A 17,205-nucleotide genomic window follows, 5' to 3' on the forward strand; every position below is an offset into this window, starting at 1 on the left:
ATTGTGACTATAAAAATGCGGAAGTCTGCCGAGAGTTCAGTTCTCGGCAGACTTCCGGGCAAAAACGCACGGTAATTAGGCCGCACCAACGCAGCAACTTGCTGCCAACGGCCACTTGCCCGAGCGAAACCTAGGGCTTGTTCGAATCGACCACGGGGCGGGAGTCGCGGTTTACCAGCTCCCAGGCCGTATGAAACACCAAACGGCCGCGCTTTTCCATCAGCGGAAATTCAATCTTCTCCACGTCGTCGGTGGTTTGGTGGTAGTCGGCGTGGTCGCCGGTGGTGTAGAAGATAACCGGCACCTTGTGCTTGGCAAAGTTGTAGTGGTCGGAGCGGTAGTACACGCGCTCGGGGTCTTTGGGGTCGTTGTAGCGGTAGTCGAGGGCCAGCTGCGTGTACTTCTGGTTCATGGCCTCGCTGATGGCGTGCAGCTCCGACGAGAGCTTATCCGAGCCCACCAGGCACACGTATTGGTCGCCGGGCTTGTGGTGGTCGTCGGTGCGGCCCACCATGTCCATGTTCAGGTCGGCAATGGTTTGCGCCAGCGGAAACACCGGGTTGCTGGTATAAAACTCCGAGCCGAACAGGCCTTCTTCCTCGCCCGTAACGGCCAGAAACAGGATGCTGCGGCGCGGGCCGTGCCCTTCGGCTTTGGCTTTGCTGAATGCCTCGGCCAGCTCCAGCACCGATACCGTGCCCGAGCCGTCGTCGTCGGCGCCGTTGTACACCTTGCCGTCGCGCACGCCTAGGTGGTCGTAGTGGGCCGAAAGCACCAGCACCTCGTCTTTCTTGTCGGTGCCCTCGAGGTAGCCCATCACGTTTTCGGTGGCGAAGGTTTCCGTTTTGCGCGGCGAGCGTACCACCACCTTCGCAGGTTTAAACGAAGCTTTCGTGGGCTTGCCAGCTGCGGCCACGGCAGCCTGGTACTTGGCCACGCCCTCGGCATTGCTGCCCAGCAGCTCGTAGCCGGCCGCCGTCGAGATGAAATACGTAGCGGCCCTAGGTGGCTGCGCCTGCGCTTTGCCCGGGAAGCCCATGCGCGGCTGGCTGAGGTAGGGCTTAAACCGCGCCAGCGTTTGGGCAAACTTCTCGGCATCGGGGTTGATGAAGAACACCGAGCGGGCCCCTTTTTGCGTGGCCAGCGCCGATTTGGCGCGGGTATCGGCGCCCCATTTGCTGGGCTTGCCATCGGTGCTCAGCAGCGGCTTGCCGTCTTTGGTCGGCTCGCCTACCAGCATCACCAAATCCTTGCCTGTTACATCGAGCCCGGCGTAGTCGTCGTAGCCGTTGTGCTCGATGCCGTAGCCCACAAACACCGGCTGCAGGGTGGTTTCCTGCGCAAACGGCGAGTCGCCGCTTACAAAGTAATCCTCCAGCGCCTTGTACTGCTGCTTGCCAATCTGCAGCTTCATTTGCTCGGCGGCCCACTTGTTGCGCTCCAACGTAAAGTGCTGGATGTAGGGGCTATCGGAGTTTTGCACCGGCCCCGCCAGGCCCAGGGCGGCAAATTGTTTGGCCAGGTACTCGGCAGCCATTTTCTGGCCCTTCTCGCCGGTTTCGCGGCCTTCGTAGGCGTCCGAGGCCAGCACCGTCAGGTGCTTGCGCAAGTCGTCCTGCGTGATGGTAGCGGCGTAGTTCACGGCCCAGTCGGTGGCAGCCGGTGCCGCCGCCGCTTGTTCCGTTTTGGTCTTCGTCTTGACCTTGGTTTTGCTCTGGGCCAGCGCGGGCTGGGCGCCACCTAGGGCCGCCCAACCCAAAGCCGCGGCCAGGGCGTAAAGTTGAGGTTTGTGCATAAGGCAAAATTATTGGCTGTCGGAGATATTGCTGGGCTTAAGCCCGCCCGGGGGCGCTGCTAAATGCAACGGCCCGGCAGATGGATACCTGCCGGGCCGTTGGGGGTAAGTAGCCGATAGCCAGCGGGGGCTAAGGTGCTCGGCAGGCAGTGGCATGCTCCCAAAGCTCTCCTTGCCCGCAGTGCCCGCTACCGGCTACTCAAAGTCACCTAGGGTTTGTTCGAGTCGACCACGATGCGGTTGTCGCGGTTCACCAGCTCCCAGGCCGCATGGAACACCACGCGGGCGCGCTTCTCCATTTTCGGGAATTCAATTTTGTCGACTTCGTCTTTGGCGCCGTGGTAATCGTCGTGCACGCCGTTGAAGAAAAACGCCACCGGAATGCCGTGCTTCGCGAAGTTGTAGTGGTCGGAGCGGTAGTAGAAGCGGTTCGGATCGTTCGGGTCGTTGTAGCGGAAGTCCAGATCCATGGCGCCGTTCTTCTCGTTGGCGGCCAGCACAATCTTGTGCAGCTCCGAGGAGAGCTTGTCCGAGCCAATCACGTATACGTAGTCGCCTTTGCCTTCGTGCTCCTTATCGGTACGGCCCACCATGTCGATGTTCAGGTCGGCTACGGTTTGGGCCAGCGGGAACACGGGGTGGTCGGAGTAGTACTCCGAGCCCAGCAGGCCCTTTTCTTCGCCCGTTACCGTCAGGAACAGGATGCTGCGGCGCGGGCCGTGGCCCTCGGCTTTAGCTTTCACGAACGCCTCGGCCATTTCGAGCACCGATACCGTGCCCGAGCCGTCGTCGTCGGCGCCGTTGTGCACCTCGCCGTTAATGATGCCGATGTGGTCGTAGTGCGCCGATACCACAATCAGTTCGTCCTTTTTGTCGGTGCCCTCGAGGTAGCCCAGCACGTTTTCGGTCGTGAACTTCTCGCGCTTCTTGGGGGCGCTGATGGCAAACTTCGCGGGCTTAAAGGTGGCCTTGGTGGGTTTACCGCTGGCGCCTACGCCGGTTTCGTACTTGCGCACGTTGGCATCGGTGGTGCCCAGCAGCTTGGCACCTAGGGCCGGCGACACGAAGAACGTGGCCGCGCGGGGTTCCTTCTTGGCATCGGCAAAGCCAATGCTGGGGCGGCTCAGGTAAGGCGCCATGCGGGCCGCCGTTTTGCCGAAGTTGTCGTTGGGGTTGAAGCTCACGAAGAACACCGAGCGGGCGCCCTTTTGCGTGGCCATGGCCGCCTTGGCGCGGTAGTCGTTGCCCCATTTGCTGGCGGCGCCGTCTTTGCCCAGCAGGGCTTTGCCGTCCTTGGTCGGCTCGCCCATCAGGATGATGAGGTCCTTGCCTTTTACATCGAGGCCGGCGTAATCGGAGTAGCCATCCTGCTCGATGCCGTAGCCCACAAACACCGGCTGCACAGTGGTTTCCTGCTCAAACGGCGAGCCGCCGTAAGCGTAGAAATCCTCCATCCACTTAAACGTTTGGCCGCCCACTTTCAGGGTAGCGCCGCCCGCCCACGTGCTGCGCTCCATCGTGAAGTGCTGCATGTAGGGGTTGTCGGAGTCTTTCACGGGGCCCACCAGGCCCAGCTCCTGAAAGCGCTTGGCCAGGTACTCGGCAGCCATCTTCTGGCCCTTTTCGCCGGTTTCTCGGCCTTCGTAAGCGTCCGAGGCCAGCACCGTCAGGTGCTTGCGCAGGTCGTCCTGCGTGATGGTGGCGGCGTAGGTGGTGGCCAGGTCGGCGGCGGGGGCTGCGGCGGCAGCCGCGGCCGGGGCAGCCGCGGCAGCGGGCGCTGCGGCGCCCTTCGGGGCCTCCGACTTGTGCTTTACCTTCACCTTGCGCTTGCCGCTAGGTGCATCTTGCGCCGCAGCCGGCCCGGCAACTACCGAGGCAGCCAGCAGCAGCGCGTAAAAAGACTTGTGTGACATAGGCAGACAGCGCACCGCGCTGCGAGTAGGGGAAAGGGTGAGTGAATAAGAAGTAGAGCGGGGGTTTGCCAGGCAAAGACACTCGACAAATGGCAAGGTTGCCGCCCGGCCCTAGGTGGTTTGGCTAAGCTTGCACAATGAGCACCGTGGCGTAGGCCGCCACGCCCTCCTGCCGGCCCACAAAGCCCAGCTTTTCGGTGGTGGTGGCCTTGATGGAGATGTCGCCTTCGGGAATGCCCATCACCTCGGCCAGCACGCGCTGCATCTCGGCAATGTGCGGGTTCACTTTGGGCCGCTCCAGGCAAATCGTCGAGTCGATGTTGCTCACCTCGTAGCCCCGCTCGCGCAGCAGGCGCATCACCTCGCGCAGCAGGCGTTTCGAGTCGATGCCTTTGTACTGCGGGTCGGTGTCGGGGAAGTGGAAACCGATGTCGCGCAGGTTGGCCGCGCCCAGCAGCGCGTCGCAGATAACGTGGATGAGCACATCGGCGTCGGAATGACCTAGGGCGCCGTGGGTGTGTTCGATCTGAATGCCGCCGAGCCAGAAAGGCAGGCCCTCGCGCAGCTGGTGCACATCGTAGCCGAAGCCGGTGCGAATTCTCATGTGAGCAGGCAATTGGGGTAAAAATACGACTCCAAGGTACGGAGCCGGGGCCGTACGGCCGAGTTGGCAGCTTGGGGGCAGTGCGTTTTAAAAAAGTAGGGGGCAGGGTAAGGTAAAACCACTGCGCCTGCGTCGGCCCCAAAAGCCGACCGAACAATCCAGAATAATAGCGAAAAAATAATGGAAACTTTGGGTCCACTTATAGTTTCCGTTGTACCTTTGTGCCGTGAGTACGGAAATAAAGGATCGGATTCTGCAGGCGGCAGTTGAGCTGTTTATGCGCAACGGCATCCGCAGTGTTTCAATGGATGACATCGCCGCCCAACTCGGCATGTCGAAAAAGACGCTCTACAAGTGGTTCGATAACAAAGACCAGATTGTGCTGGCTACCATGCAGCAGCACCTGGGCCGCGAAGAATCGAGCTGCGAGCTGGTGTTTGCCGCCGGCGGCAACGCATTGGAGGAAATGTTCAGCCTGATGCACTGGCACAAGCAAATGCTCTCGACGGTGCACCCGAGCATCTTCCATGAGTTGCAGAAATACTACCCCGAAGCCTGGGCCTTGTTCGAGGAGCACAAGAACACGTTCATCCTCAGCAAGATCACCGAGAACCTGCGCCGGGGCATCGACGAAGGCCTGTTCCGGGCCGACCTCGATGTGGAAATAATAGCCCGGCTGCGCCTGGCCGAGATTGAGCTGATGTTCGACGGGCGCGTGTTTCCGCCGCGGCAGTTTGAGCTGCAGCGCCTGCACATGGCCACCGTCGAGCACTACCTCTATGGCATTTGCACCGTCAAGGGCCACCGGCTCATCAACCAGTACCGCCAGGTTACGGAAGAAGTCGAAGAAGAAATCAAGTAAGTCTCCCGCTCTCAACTCCTATACCATCTCGCAATGAAAAAAGCGTTTCGCCTGCTGCTGCTGGTAGCTGCACCGGGCCTTTTGGGGCTGCCCACGCTATCGGCGCAAACCCCCTCCACGGGGCAGCCGGTGGCCACCAGCACCCCCATGGCTTTCAGCTTGCAGCAGGCCATCAACTACGCGTTGCAGAACAAGTCTACGCTGCAGGCTACGCGCATCAACGAGAAAGTGGCGCAGGCGCGCGTGGGCGAAATCCGCGCTACGGGCTTGCCACAGATCAACGGCGCCGTTACCGTCACCGACAACTTTAAGCTGCAGAAGGCACTGGTAAGCTTCCCCAACCAGCAAACCGTGCTCACGCGCGAGCAAATCAACCAGGCCCAGGGCGGGCAGGAGGCGGTGCTCACGAGCCGCCAGGGCCCGGCCATTCCGCCGCAGCCGTTCGCGTTTGGCCTGCAGTGGCAGGGCACCGCCGGCGTGCAGGCTTCGCAGCTGTTGTTCAACGGCTCGTACCTCCTAGGTCTGAAAGCAGCCAAAGTGTACGAGGCCCTGTCGGTGAAGCAGACGCAGCAAAGCGAAATCGAGGTGATGGAGCAGGTGTCGAAAGCCTACTACAGCACCCTGGTGGCCCGCGAGCGGCTGCAGCTGCTGGCGCGCAACGTGGAGCGCCTCGACACTCTGCTGTACCAAACCAAGCAAACCTACAAGGAAGGCTTTGTTGAAAAGCTCGACGTGGACCGCCTGCAGGTGCAGGTAAACAACCTGAAGATTGAGCAGCAAAATGCCCAACGCCTTGTCGATCTGAGCGTGGCCTTGCTGAAGTTTCAGATGGGCCTTGATCAGCGGCAGCCCGTTACCCTCACCGATAACCTCGACGGGGCCGTGGTAGATGCCGAAGCCGAGCGCCAGCGCCTCAACGCGGGCCTCAGCACCGATTTCAACTACAGCAACCGCGTGGAGTACTCGGTGCTGGAAACCCAGCGCGACCTGGCCGTGCTCGACGTACGCAACCGCCGCGCGGGCTACCTGCCTTCGCTTAACCTGGTGGCCGGCTATGGCGTCAACGGCTCCGATCGTACCCTAGGTGGCCTGATGGAATTCCGCGGTACCAATTCATTCAACGAGCAGGGCTTCCGCAACCAAAACTGGTTTGGCTTCGGCAACGTCGGCCTGCAGCTTTCTGTCCCGGTGTTCGATGGCTTCCGCAAGAAGTACAGCATCGAGCAGGGCAAGCTGGCCCTGGAGCAGGTAAACAAAGGCTTTACCACGCTGCAGCAGAGCATCGATTTGCAGCGCGCCCAAACCCAAACCACCCTGCAAAACTCGCTCGATGTGCTGGCCAACCAAAAAGCCAACCTCGACCTGGCCACCAACGTGGCGCGCGTGGCCAAGATCAAGTTTCAGGAGGGCGTAGGCTCGAACCTGGAGGTGATTACGGCCGAAACCGATTTGCGCCAGGCCCAAACCAACTACTACGCAGCCTTGTATGATGTGCTGGTAGCCAAAGTAGACTTCAACAAAGCGTCGGGCTCTCTCTCGACGCCGAGCAAATAGGCGGTTAGCGCCTGATACCCCATGCAAACGCTCCCCGCGAACACTTCAACCATGAAACGTTCTTTTCAGCAGGCTTTCGCTAACCGCACGCTGTTTTTGGCTACTCGTACCATGAAATCGACCACCTCGGCCGCGGTGCTGGCGCTGGCCTTTTTGGCCTCCTGCGGTGGCGAGAAAGACCCGCAAGCTGAGCTGGCCAAGCTTAAGCAAGAGCAAGCCGCCACGCAAGCCAAAATTGCCGAGCTGGAAGCCAAAGGCGGCGCCAAAACCGCTGCCGTAGCCGCTACGCCTGTTTCGGTTATCAGCGTGCAGCCCGAAAGCTTTACCAGCTACCTGGAGGTGCAGGGCCGGGCCGACTTCGACGAAAACGCCAACGTGTCGCCGCGCGTGCCGGCCGTAATTACCGACATCCGCGTGCAGCGCGGCGACCGGGTGAGCCGCGGCCAAGTGCTGGCTACGCAGGATGCCGCGGTGCTCGAATCGGGCATTGCCGAGCTGCGTACCCGCCTCGAGCTGGCCCGCACCGTGTTCGAAAAGCAGGACCGCCTCTGGAAGCAGCAGATCGGTACCGAAATTCAGTACCTGCAAGCCAAAAACAACTACGAAGCTCTGCAGCGCAGCCTCGCTACGCAGCAGCGCCAACGCGCTATGTACAACGTGGTGGCCCCGTTTAGCGGCGTGGTTGACGATGTGCCCGCCAAAGTGGGCGAAATGGGCAACCCCGGTATGCCGGTGGTGCGCCTGGTAAGCGGTGCCGGCAACAAAATTGTGGCCGACGTATCGGAAAACTACGCGGCTAACATCAAGGCCGGCGACAAGGCCTTGGTGAGCATCCCCGACCTAGGCGCCACGGATATTCCCTCCACTGTTCGTACGGTGAGCCGCACCATCAACCCGGCCAGCCGCACTTTTGCCGTAGAGCTGCGCCTCAACGGCTCGCAAGCCCAGCAGCTGCGCCCCAACATGGTGGCCACGGTGCGCATCCAGAACTACAACAAAGCCCAGGCTACGGTACTGCCGGTTGACCTGGTACAGCGCGACGAAGAAAATAGCTACGTTTTTGTGGTTGAAGACCAAGGCGGTAAGAAAATTGCCGCCAAGCGCGTGGTGCAGACCGGCGCCACCTACAACGGCAAAATGGAAATCACCGGCGGCCTGAAGCCCAACGACCAAGTGATTTCGGCTGGTTACCAGAACCTCAACGAGGGCCAAACGGTGGCGTTGGCAGAAGCTAGGAGCTAGAAGCTAGGAGCAAGGAGCTAGAATGCTGCAGGAAATGGAACGAGGCGCCAAAAGCTTTCAGGAACTGGTGGTGTGGCAAAAAGCCCACCAGCTAGTGCTGGCTGTGTACCGCGTGTCCGAATCTTTTCCGAAGCACGAGCTCTTTGCCCTAACGGCTCAGCTCCGCCGGGCCGCCGTATCGGTGCCGGCCAACATTGCCGAGGGCTTCCGCAAGCGGGGCCTGAAAGACAAGATCCGGTTCTTCAATACTGCCGAAGGCTCCCTGGAGGAGGTGCAGTATTACTTTATTCTGGCGCAAGACCTAGGGTACGCCAGTACCCGGGCACTGACCGAGCAAGCGAACGAAGTAGGGCGGTTGCTGCACGCGTACGGCAAAACCATGCGTGCCAGCGCGGCAGCCGCTTCTAACTCCTAGCTTCTAACTCCTAGCTCCTCATCGCAATGCAGGACATCGAAAAAGAGTTTGGGCCCACCAGTTGGTCCATCAATAACAAGACGAGTATCTACATCATCACGCTCTTGCTGTGCGTGGCCGGTGTGTTTGCCTACATCAAGCTGGGCAAGGAGAAGTTTCCGGACATCGTGATTCCGCGCATCATCGTGGCCACGATTTACCCCGGTACTTCGCCAACCGACATCGAGAACCTGGTGACGCGCCAGCTCGAGAAGGAAATCAAGTCCGTGAACGGGGTTAAGAAGATCAACTCGACCTCAAACCAGGACTACTGCATCGTGGACGTGGAGTTTAACTCCGGTGTGGACGTGCAGTACGCCAAGCAGCTCATCAAGGACGCCGTGGACAAGGCTTCTACCGAGCTGCCCAACGACCTGCCCTCGCCGCCTACCGTGCAGGAAGTAAACCTGTCGGAGCTGCCGATCATGCAGATCAACTTGGCCGGCAACCTGCCCGCCTCGCAGCTCAAGAAGCTGGCCGACGACTTCCAGGACAAGATTGAGGCCCTGCCCGAAATCACCCGCGTCGACATCATCGGTGCGCTGGAGCAGCAGGTAAACGTAGACGTGGACATGTACAAGCTGCGTGCTGCCCGCCTGAGCTTCACCGACATCCAGGCGGCCATTGCCCGCGAGAACATCACCATTTCGGGTGGCTCTATTGACGTAGGCAACCAGAAACGCGCCGTGCGCGTGGCTGGCCAGTACGCCAACGCCGCCGACATTGCCAACATTCAGGTGAAAAACCTGAGCGGCGCAGCCGTGCGCCTCGGCGACATTGCCAACGTGGAGGATGCCTTTAAAGACCGCGAATCCTACGCGCGCCTCGATGGCAAGCCCTCGATTACGCTGAACGTAATTAAGCGCCAAGGCGAAAACCTCATCGATGCCTCCGACAAGATCAAGCAACTGGTAGAAGACTCGAAGAAAGATTTGTCGAGCGACCTGCGCGTAACCATTACGGGTGACACCTCCAACGACACCCGCGTAACGCTGCACGACCTGATCAACACCATCATCATCGGCTTCATCCTCGTTACGGTGATTCTGATGTTCTTCATGGGTACCACCAACGCCTTGTTCGTGGGTTTGTCGGTGCCGCTGTCCATGTTCCTGGCTTTCGTGGTGCTGCCCATGTTCGGCTTCGCCCTGAACATGATTGTGCTCTTCGCTTTCCTGCTGGCCCTAGGTATTGTGGTGGACGACGCCATCGTGGTAATCGAAAACACCCACCGCATCCTGCACGAGCACCCGAACCTGAGCACCGCACAGGCCGCCAAGTTTGCGGCCGGCGAAGTGTTCGTGCCCGTACTGGCTGGTACCCTCACCACCGTGGCTCCGTTTGTGCCGCTGATGTTCTGGCCGGGCATTGTGGGTAGTTTCATGTTCTACCTGCCCGTTACGCTCATTCTGACGCTGATGTCGTCGCTGATCGTGGCCTTCATCATGAACCCGGTGTTTGCCGTGTCGTTCATGGAGCGCGAAGACCACCACCACGAGGACAGCAAGCCCAAAGTGACGCGTAGCCTACTGATCTGGACGGCGGTGCTGGTAGGCTTTGGCATCCTGTTTAACCTGGTGGGTATCGGAGGCCACTCCGAAGCCGGAGCCGAAGGCGCTGCTGCCGTAGCGGCCGGCGCCGAGTCGCCTAGCTTTTTCAAGGAGCACGGCCACTTCATCGGCAACCTGTCGCTGTTCGTTGCTGCCTTTATCTGGCTGAACATGTTCGTGTTCAACAAGGGCATTGCCTGGTTCCAGACCAAGGCCCTGCCGCGCTTCCAGAACGGCTACGCTAACCTGGTGCGTTGGGCTATCAGCCATCCGGCCCTGGTAATGATTGGTGTGGTGGTGCTGTTCATCGGCTCGTTTGTAGCTGTAGGTATCCGCAGCCCCAAGGTTGACTTCTTCCCCAAGGGCGACCCGAAATTCGTGTACACCTACCTCCGCATGCCCGTGGGTACCCGCGTGGAGGTAACCGACTCGGTGGCCCGCATCCTGGAAAAGCGCATCTATGGCGTTATCGGCCAGAGCAACCCCGACGTGGAATCGGTGATTACCAACGTTGCCATCGGCGCCAACGACCCGGGCGAGGCTTCGGCTACGGGCGTGTCGCAGTCGCATCTGGCCAAGGTAGCCGTGGCGTTCAAGGAACTGAGCGAGCGGACGGGCCCCAGCACCCGCACCTACATGGATAAAATCCGGGAGGTGGTGAAGGGTATTCCCGGCACCGAAATTTCGGTTGACCAGGAATCGAGCGGCCCGCCCACGGGTAAAGAAATTGCCATTGAGGTGGCCGGCGACGATTACCCCACGCTGGCTGCACTCTCGAAGGATGTGATTCGGTACGTGAATTCGAAGAACATCGGCGGCATCGAGCAGCTCCGCTCGAACCTGGAGGACCGCAACCCGGAAATTGCCGTGAACATCGACCGTGTGCGCGCCAACCGCGAAGGCATCAGCACGGCGCAGATCGGCATGGAGGTGCGTACCTCCATCTACGGCTCGGAAGCCAGCAAATTCAAGACGCCCGACGATGAGTACCCCATTCAGGTGCGCTACGCCAAGCCCTACCGCGAAGACGTAAACGCCATCCTCAATGCCCCGCTCACCTTCCGCGACTTCACCGGCCAGATGCGCCAAGTGCCCATCTCATCGGTAGCCGACGTGAAATATGGCACCACCTACGGCGGCATTAAGCGCAAAGACGTGAAGCGCGTTATCACCATCTCCTCGAACGTGCTGAGCGGCTTCACCGGCCCCGACGTGGTTCGCAACATCGAGACGGCGCTGAAAGCATACCCCACGCCTCCCGGCTACACCATCAAGATGGGCGGCGCGCAGGAAGATCAAAAGGAGACTTCCGACTTCCTGCCCATTGCCGGCCTGGGCGCCCTGGCCCTGATCTTCCTGATTCTGGTGGTGCAGTTCAACTCGTTCAGCAAGCCGGTTATCATCTTGTCCGAAGTGCTGTTCTCTATTGCCGGCGTATTTTGGGGCCTGGCCATCACGGGCATGAACATCAGCATCGTGATGACGGGTGTGGGCATCATCGCCTTGGCCGGTATTGTGGTGAAAAACGGCATTCTGCTGGTCGAGTTCACCGACATTCTGCGCGCTCAGGGCATGCCGCTGCGCGAAGCCATTGTGCTGGCCGGCCGCACCCGCCTGAACCCGGTAATCCTGACGGCTACGGCCGCTACCCTAGGTCTGATTCCGCTGGCCATCGGCCTGAACGTCGACTTCTACGAGATGTTTGCTGCCTTCGATCCGATGTTCTACATCGGCGGCGAGTCGGTAACGTTCTGGGGCCCGCTGGCCTGGACGATCATCTTCGGTCTGGTTTTCGCTACGGTTATCACGCTGGTGGTGGTACCGGTAATGTACCTGCTGAGCGAAACGCTGAAAGGCAAGGTATCGGGCAAAGACCCCGATGCCAACGTGCGGCAGGAGGTCGACGAAGAAGAAGTGTCGGCCGCCACGCCACCGATTCTTGCCGAGTACTAAGCCCCGGGCTTGCAACCTTTTGCGCCTGAAATGGCTCCGGCTTATGGCACCCCTGCCTTAAGCCGGAGCCAAGACGGACAATCTTCCTTACCTCTTTCCGTTCTAATTGTCGTTTCACGCCATGTTAACCCGAACGACTACCGCCGCCCCCGCCAGCATCGAACAACAGGTGCTGCGCATCATCAGCAAGCGTAAAGCCATCAAGCCCAACCGCCTGCGTGTATCAAGCAACCTCAGCCGCGAACTTGGGTTCGATACGGTTGATGTGGTTGATATCATTCTGGAACTCGAACGCCGCTTCCACATCACCATTCCCGACGAGGTGCCGCTGAATACCGTACGCGACTTTGTGCGCTACGTGGCTGCGCACCTGGGGGGCTCCAAGGCGCAGTAGTCGTTTCCGGCACCTAGGGCCAATAGCAAAAGGCCCGCATACCTGAGCCAGGTATGCGGGCCTTTTGCTATTGCAGGCGGGTTGGGCGCAGGGCTACCGCACGTTGCCGCCGGTGTCGCCGCCGCGCAGGCCGCTGCTTTTGGGGTCGCGGCTGCCGGCCGTGCTGGCTCCCTCCACGTTGGGGTTGGGCTTCACGTCGAGGTCGGGGTGGTGGGTATCGGCAACGCTGCCCTCCGGGTGCGCATCGCTTACCTGGTTGGCGGGGTCGGGTTGCGAGCCGCCGGGCAGGTCGGCGCGGCCGGCACGCTTCGCCGATTCGGGGCTTTCGACAAACGAGCCGCTGCTCACGCTGTGCTCGGCTTGTTCGAGGCGCTGGGCCGCTGCGGCCGTGCCCGACAAAGGCTGGTCGGTGGCGGCTTTTTCGGCGCCTAGGTTGCTGCCGGCTGCCAAGGGCTGGGCGCGCGTACGCTCCCATTCTTCAAACTTGTCCATTTCGTTTTTCAGGGTGCTGGTAAACCATGCCAACAAGGCTACGTCATCAAGCAAGCCGACAACCGGAATGAAGTCGGGCACCAGGTCGATGGGGCTCATGAAGTAAATAAGCACCGCCACGGCACCCAGCACCGTAGGCGTGGGCACGCCGTGGTACTCGCCCGAAGCGGCAGAGCGCACCAGTCGGAAGAGGGTTTGCAGGCTTTCCCAAGCCTCCTGGGCAAGGTGGCCCAGCTCCTTTTTCTCGCTGGCTTTGTGGTAGGCGTCGCTAAGCAGCTGTTTGATGCGCAACGGCTGGCGCAAATAGCCCTCGGCTTTGCGTAAGAAACCTTTAAACAGAGGCGACGAGGCAACTTGCTCGCCGTTGGGTTGGTTGGTAGCCATACAGCTAGGCAGGTGAAGAGAGAATAATGGCACTGCAACGCGGCCAAAGCCGGTGCTGGTTGCCGTTCTAATACTACTACGCGGCAAAATAGTTATTGGGCAGCATTAAGGCAGCTAAACAAAAAGCCCCCGCCGGTGGGGCAGGGGCTCTCGTATTGGTTGGGCGAAGCCCGGTTTAGTTTACGTTGACGCGGCCGGCCGCGTAGAAATTGCGCTGGTAGTACGGCTGCTGCAGCGAGCTTACCATTACGCCGCCGTTCGTAGCCGAGTGGGCAAACTTGCCGTCTTTCAGGTAGATGCCTACGTGGTAGATAGGCTGGCCGGGGCCGCGACGGAAGAATACCAGGTCGCCGGTTTGCATCTCGTCTTTGCCTACGCGCTTCACGTTGTTGAACATGGAGCGCGAGCTGTGCACCAGGTTGATGCCGTATACCTCCTTAAACACGCGGGTTACGAAGCCCGAGCAATCGGTGCCGCTTTTGCTGTTGCTGCCGAAGCGGTAGGGGGTGCCTAGCCACTCGGTAATGGTGCGCAGCAGGCTGGCGTTGTCGTTGTAGCTGGCCTTAATACCCAAGGCCTGCGAGTAGTAGCCAACGTTCAGCGAGTCGCGGAAGCTGGCGGGGTTATCACCTTCGAGAAACGAAAGAAACGAAGCCTCGGCAATGGGAGCCGCAGCGCCCGCCGCCGGAGCGGCTTTGCCATCCGGCACGTAATCAAAGAAAAAAGAAAGAGCCAGTGAAACAGCGGCGAGGCAACACAAAAGGGTATTCTTCATTGTCCGTCGTGTGGGATTTGGTTCCGCTCCCGAGCGGCGACCCTAACGGGCCGGGTGGCGTACTTTTCTTCTCTAAGACAGCTGTTTGAGAAGGTGATGAAATCAGTTCGTTGAACTCCGGTTCGGATAAGTTATATCTCCCCCGATACCGTAAAACTAACCGCCAACCAGAAGACGTACAAGCTTTTGAGCTAAAAATGGCGTATTTTCCTCGTAATGTGCTATTCGGGTGGCTGCCAAAGCTCGACGTAGCTGCCTAACCTTTAGTCAATTAGCTCGTAATAAGCACCCTTTTTCCAATGGATACCCCCAAGCTCCCGCGCATAGTCGAAAACTCGCCGCTGGCCCGCGTTGCCCGCTGGAAGCTGAGGCAAGCCAATGTGGCTATGGTACTTGGCCGCACCATTCATTTGAGCGGCGTATCGCGCGCCGATTTTCTGCGCGATGCCTCCTGGGTAGCGCACGAGCTTTGCCACATCCGGCAGGTGCAGGAGCATGGTCTGCTGGGCTTTCTGTGGAAATACCTGGTGGAGTCGGCGCGGGTGGGGTACTACGCCAACCGCTTTGAGGCCGAAGCCCGCGAGGCCGGCCGCCGCGATGCTGCGCAAGTAGCCGCATGGCTGGGCCTTGCCCCGCCGAAGGGCCCCGGCCGCGGCGGTTCGGAGCCGGCATCGGCAACGGGTGCGCGGCCCGATGTGGTGGTGTGAGCGGCCTAGGTGCTGACCAGAACCAGTTGGCGGGCAGCAGTGCGCAGCGCGCTTTAAGCTGAACGCTAAGGCAAAAAGCCGCTCGCCGCTTGAAACCCCGAGAGCCAATTTTACGAATAGTGGCGTGTAACTGAGGCTGGTAACGCCAGCTGATGGTTTAACTATACCAAACTCCTAAAACATGGCTACGCAAAACACCTCCAATAACACCGACTTCCTGGGCACTGCTAACAGCTCTTCGCGCCCCGGCCAGCAAGAAAACAGCGCCAATCCCGCCGCTTCGCAGAAAGGCAACATGATGGGCGGCCTGAACAATACCCTGAAAAACTTCGGCGACTCGGCCGCCGGTCAGCTAAACAAGCTGAGCACTACCCAAAAAGTAGTGGGTGGCCTGGCCCTGGCGGCCGGCATCAGCTGGCTGAGCAAGGCCATGAACAAGCGCAACGCTTAAGCCAGGCCAACGCCTGGGTCTGAAAAACACAAAGCGGCCCGTTTCCGGAAGGAAACGGGCCGCTTTGTGCGTGGAGCCTGCTATTGGACTCGAACCAACGACCTGCTCATTACGAATGAGCTGCTCTACCAACTGAGCTAAGCAGGCATTTACCCGGCGCAAGCCGTAGCTGTCGTTCGGGGCTGCAAATATAAACAGCCGGTTTAACTCCATCCAATTCGCCCGAAAAAAAATCTTGGCTGCATAACCCCCGCGCGGCCGTTGCGTTTGGCAAGGCAACGGCTGGGCTGCTCAGCTCCGCAAAACTTTGTTTCTATGGCTACTCCCGATCAGTCCGACGATGTGCTGCAGGCGCTGGTAAGCGGCTTTGTAGGTTCGATAACATTAACACTGGTGCACCAGACGGCGCGCGAGCTAACCCCCGATGCCCCCCGCATGGATGTGCTGGGCATGCGTGGCCTGCGTAAGCTGCTGGCCGCGGCCGATGCACCCCAGCCCGACCACAAAACCCTGTACAACACTACCATGGCCGGCGACTTACTCGTGAACGGCCTCTACTACAGCCTGGTGGGCAGCGGCCGCGACGCCTGGATACGCGGCGCCGCCCTAGGTGTAGCCGCCGGGGTAGGAGGCGTGCTGCTGCCGGGCCCCATGGGCTTGGGTGATGGGCCTAGCAACCGCACCCCGCAAACCCAGCTGATGACGGTAGCGTGGTATACCCTGGGTGGTTTGGCGGCGGCTGGTATGTCGCGGCTGTGGAGCCGGCTGGGCAAGCGGTAAAATCGCGCAATGGTGAGGTGAGGTTTTGGTGAAAGTCGAAGCGCATACACATTTCACGATTTCACCACCCCGCCTCTCTACCTTTGCCCGGCAATGAAAGCACTGCGCAAACTACTGGTTGGCACGTTGGGCTTTGAGCGCTACATCCGGCTGGCCAGCCACGTGTATTTGCGGCTGGTGGCACTGGGGTGGGGGCGTGCGAAGTACCCCGAGCTGTTTTTTCTGGAGAAGCTGGTAAAGCCCGGCTACGTGTGCCTCGATATCGGCGCGAACCTGGGATACTACTCCGTGGCGTTGTCGCGGTTGGTAGGGCCAAAAGGCAAGGTGCTGGCCGTGGAGCCCGTGCCGCTGTTTCAGCAGATTTGGCAAGACAACGTACGGCTGAGTGGCTACGACAACCTGCTGCTGCTGCCCTACGCCCTAGGTGGCCAGAACGCGATGGTGAAGATGGGCACGCCTGCCCGCAACGGCCTGCTGCACCACGGCATGACCAAAGTAACCGACAGCAACCCCGGCGAGCAGTACGGCCAGTACTACGACGTGGAAATGCGCGTGCCCGACGAGCTACTGGCTGATTTCGACCGGCTCGACTTTATTAAGTGCGACGTAGAAGGCTTCGAGTACGAAGTATTTCGGCACATGCAGGATACGCTACGGCGGCACCGGCCCGTTATTCAAACCGAGCTGAACGGCCTCGAAAACCGCCAGCGCGTGGCTAGCCTGCTGGCCGAATTGGGCTACCGGCCCTACGTGCTGGAAACCATGGGCGCCGCGCCGCAGTTAGTACCTTGCCCCGACGAGGTGCTGACGGCACCCGCCGACCGCGACTTTTACTTTCAACCCGACTACCCCGCTTCCCGCTGATGTTCATCAAATTCCTGCTCATAACCTTTATTGTGTCGATGGTGCTGCGGCTGGTGATGCCTACGCTGCTGCGCTGGGCACTTGGTGCTTTCGTGAAGCGGCAGATGCGCAAAGGCGGCGTGGTGTTCGGGCCGGGTGGCAATCCGTTTGCGCCGCCCTCGCCTTCGGGCGGGCCCGGCCACAACACGCCCAACGGCCAGGTGCGCGTCGATTACGTGCCGCCAACGGGCAAGCGGCAGCCCGATACGAATTTCCGCGGCGGCGAGTACGTCGATTTCGAGGAAGTGAAATAATCGGACTACCTTCGGGCTTCAAGCCCGGCTGGCGCCTGCCGGCCGGGCTTTTTTATGCTTGTGGGGGTGGTGTGCCGCGCGCCCTGGGTGCTGTGGCCTGCCCCCTGCCTTACCGCCTACTTACTACCAGCTACCGTA

The 17,205-nt window shown here is 60.2% G+C and carries 16 protein-coding genes and 1 tRNA gene; 11 read left to right on the plus strand and 6 right to left on the minus strand.

Annotated features, from left to right (window positions below):
* Positions 1 to 130: 130 nt before the first annotated feature.
* The 3 genes from OIS50_RS16580 to ispF all read right to left on the minus strand — a co-directional run bounded on the left by OIS50_RS16580 (position 131) and on the right by ispF (position 4,312).
* A complete protein-coding gene (locus OIS50_RS16580; RefSeq protein WP_264691747.1) occupies positions 131 to 1,795 on the minus strand; it encodes a M28 family peptidase in 1,665 nt (554 codons plus the stop codon).
* Positions 1,796 to 2,004: 209 nt separating this feature from the next.
* On the minus strand, positions 2,005 to 3,708 hold the full coding sequence (locus OIS50_RS16585) for a M28 family peptidase (RefSeq protein WP_264691748.1): 1,704 nt from the start codon (positions 3,706 to 3,708) through the stop codon (positions 2,005 to 2,007).
* Positions 3,709 to 3,832: 124 nt separating this feature from the next.
* Positions 3,833 to 4,312, minus strand: a complete 480-nt coding sequence (ispF, locus tag OIS50_RS16590) for a 2-C-methyl-D-erythritol 2,4-cyclodiphosphate synthase (protein ID WP_264691749.1) — start codon at positions 4,310 to 4,312, stop codon at positions 3,833 to 3,835.
* 226 nt (positions 4,313 to 4,538) lie between these two features.
* Between ispF and OIS50_RS16595 the strand changes: the two genes are divergently transcribed.
* From OIS50_RS16595 to OIS50_RS16620, 6 genes are all read left to right on the plus strand, one after another.
* On the plus strand, positions 4,539 to 5,174 hold the full coding sequence (locus OIS50_RS16595; protein ID WP_264691750.1) for a TetR/AcrR family transcriptional regulator: 636 nt from the start codon (positions 4,539 to 4,541) through the stop codon (positions 5,172 to 5,174).
* Between the two features lie 33 nt (positions 5,175 to 5,207).
* Positions 5,208 to 6,728: a TolC family protein gene (locus tag OIS50_RS16600; protein ID WP_264691751.1), complete on the plus strand. Its 1,521-nt coding sequence runs from the start codon at positions 5,208 to 5,210 to the stop codon at positions 6,726 to 6,728.
* Between the two features lie 51 nt (positions 6,729 to 6,779).
* Positions 6,780 to 7,970 (plus strand): efflux RND transporter periplasmic adaptor subunit, encoded by a 1,191-nt coding sequence (locus OIS50_RS16605; RefSeq protein WP_264691752.1) that lies wholly within the window; start codon positions 6,780 to 6,782, stop codon positions 7,968 to 7,970.
* Between the two features lie 34 nt (positions 7,971 to 8,004).
* Positions 8,005 to 8,385, plus strand: coding sequence for a four helix bundle protein (locus OIS50_RS16610; RefSeq protein ID WP_264691753.1), 381 nt, complete (start codon positions 8,005 to 8,007; stop codon positions 8,383 to 8,385).
* Between the two features lie 26 nt (positions 8,386 to 8,411).
* The gene (locus OIS50_RS16615; protein ID WP_264691754.1) at positions 8,412 to 11,927 is read left to right on the plus strand and encodes an efflux RND transporter permease subunit; all 3,516 of its coding nucleotides are present in this window, start codon (positions 8,412 to 8,414) and stop codon (positions 11,925 to 11,927) included.
* A 121-nt stretch (positions 11,928 to 12,048) separates the two neighbouring features.
* Positions 12,049 to 12,321 carry an acyl carrier protein gene (locus OIS50_RS16620; protein ID WP_264691755.1) on the plus strand — a complete coding sequence of 91 codons (273 nt, stop codon included), beginning with the start codon at positions 12,049 to 12,051 and terminating at the stop codon, positions 12,319 to 12,321.
* 93 nt (positions 12,322 to 12,414) lie between these two features.
* Here the strand turns inward: OIS50_RS16620 and OIS50_RS16625 are convergent, their stop codons facing one another.
* Positions 12,415 to 13,197, minus strand: a complete 783-nt coding sequence (locus OIS50_RS16625; RefSeq protein ID WP_264691756.1) for a YkvA family protein — start codon at positions 13,195 to 13,197, stop codon at positions 12,415 to 12,417.
* A 175-nt stretch (positions 13,198 to 13,372) separates the two neighbouring features.
* Positions 13,373 to 13,972, minus strand: coding sequence for a C40 family peptidase (locus tag OIS50_RS16630; protein WP_264691757.1), 600 nt, complete (start codon positions 13,970 to 13,972; stop codon positions 13,373 to 13,375).
* Positions 13,973 to 14,271: 299 nt separating this feature from the next.
* Here OIS50_RS16630 and OIS50_RS16635 point away from each other — a divergent pair, with 299 nt between their 5' ends.
* Both OIS50_RS16635 and OIS50_RS16640 read left to right on the plus strand, forming a co-directional pair.
* Positions 14,272 to 14,679 (plus strand): hypothetical protein, encoded by a 408-nt coding sequence (locus OIS50_RS16635; protein WP_264691758.1) that lies wholly within the window; start codon positions 14,272 to 14,274, stop codon positions 14,677 to 14,679.
* 181 nt (positions 14,680 to 14,860) lie between these two features.
* A complete protein-coding gene (locus tag OIS50_RS16640; protein WP_059071936.1) occupies positions 14,861 to 15,130 on the plus strand; it encodes a hypothetical protein in 270 nt (89 codons plus the stop codon).
* 71 nt (positions 15,131 to 15,201) lie between these two features.
* Here the strand turns inward: OIS50_RS16640 and OIS50_RS16645 are convergent.
* A tRNA-Thr gene (locus tag OIS50_RS16645) sits at positions 15,202 to 15,277 on the minus strand.
* Between the two features lie 168 nt (positions 15,278 to 15,445).
* Between OIS50_RS16645 and OIS50_RS16650 the strand changes: the two genes are divergently transcribed.
* From OIS50_RS16650 to OIS50_RS16660, 3 genes are all read left to right on the plus strand, one after another.
* Positions 15,446 to 15,910 carry a hypothetical protein gene (locus OIS50_RS16650; protein ID WP_264691759.1) on the plus strand — a complete coding sequence of 155 codons (465 nt, stop codon included), beginning with the start codon at positions 15,446 to 15,448 and terminating at the stop codon, positions 15,908 to 15,910.
* Positions 15,911 to 16,003: 93 nt separating this feature from the next.
* Entirely contained in the window at positions 16,004 to 16,774 is a 771-nt protein-coding gene (locus tag OIS50_RS16655; protein ID WP_264691760.1) for an FkbM family methyltransferase, read from the plus strand.
* Positions 16,774 to 17,067 carry a DUF4834 family protein gene (locus OIS50_RS16660; protein WP_264691761.1) on the plus strand — a complete coding sequence of 98 codons (294 nt, stop codon included), beginning with the start codon at positions 16,774 to 16,776 and terminating at the stop codon, positions 17,065 to 17,067. Before OIS50_RS16655 ends, OIS50_RS16660 begins: the two co-directional genes overlap by 1 nt.
* The last annotated feature ends 138 nt before the right edge of the window (positions 17,068 to 17,205 follow it).

This window comes from Hymenobacter sp. YIM 151858-1, assembly GCF_025979705.1.
Taxonomy (GTDB): domain Bacteria; phylum Bacteroidota; class Bacteroidia; order Cytophagales; family Hymenobacteraceae; genus Solirubrum.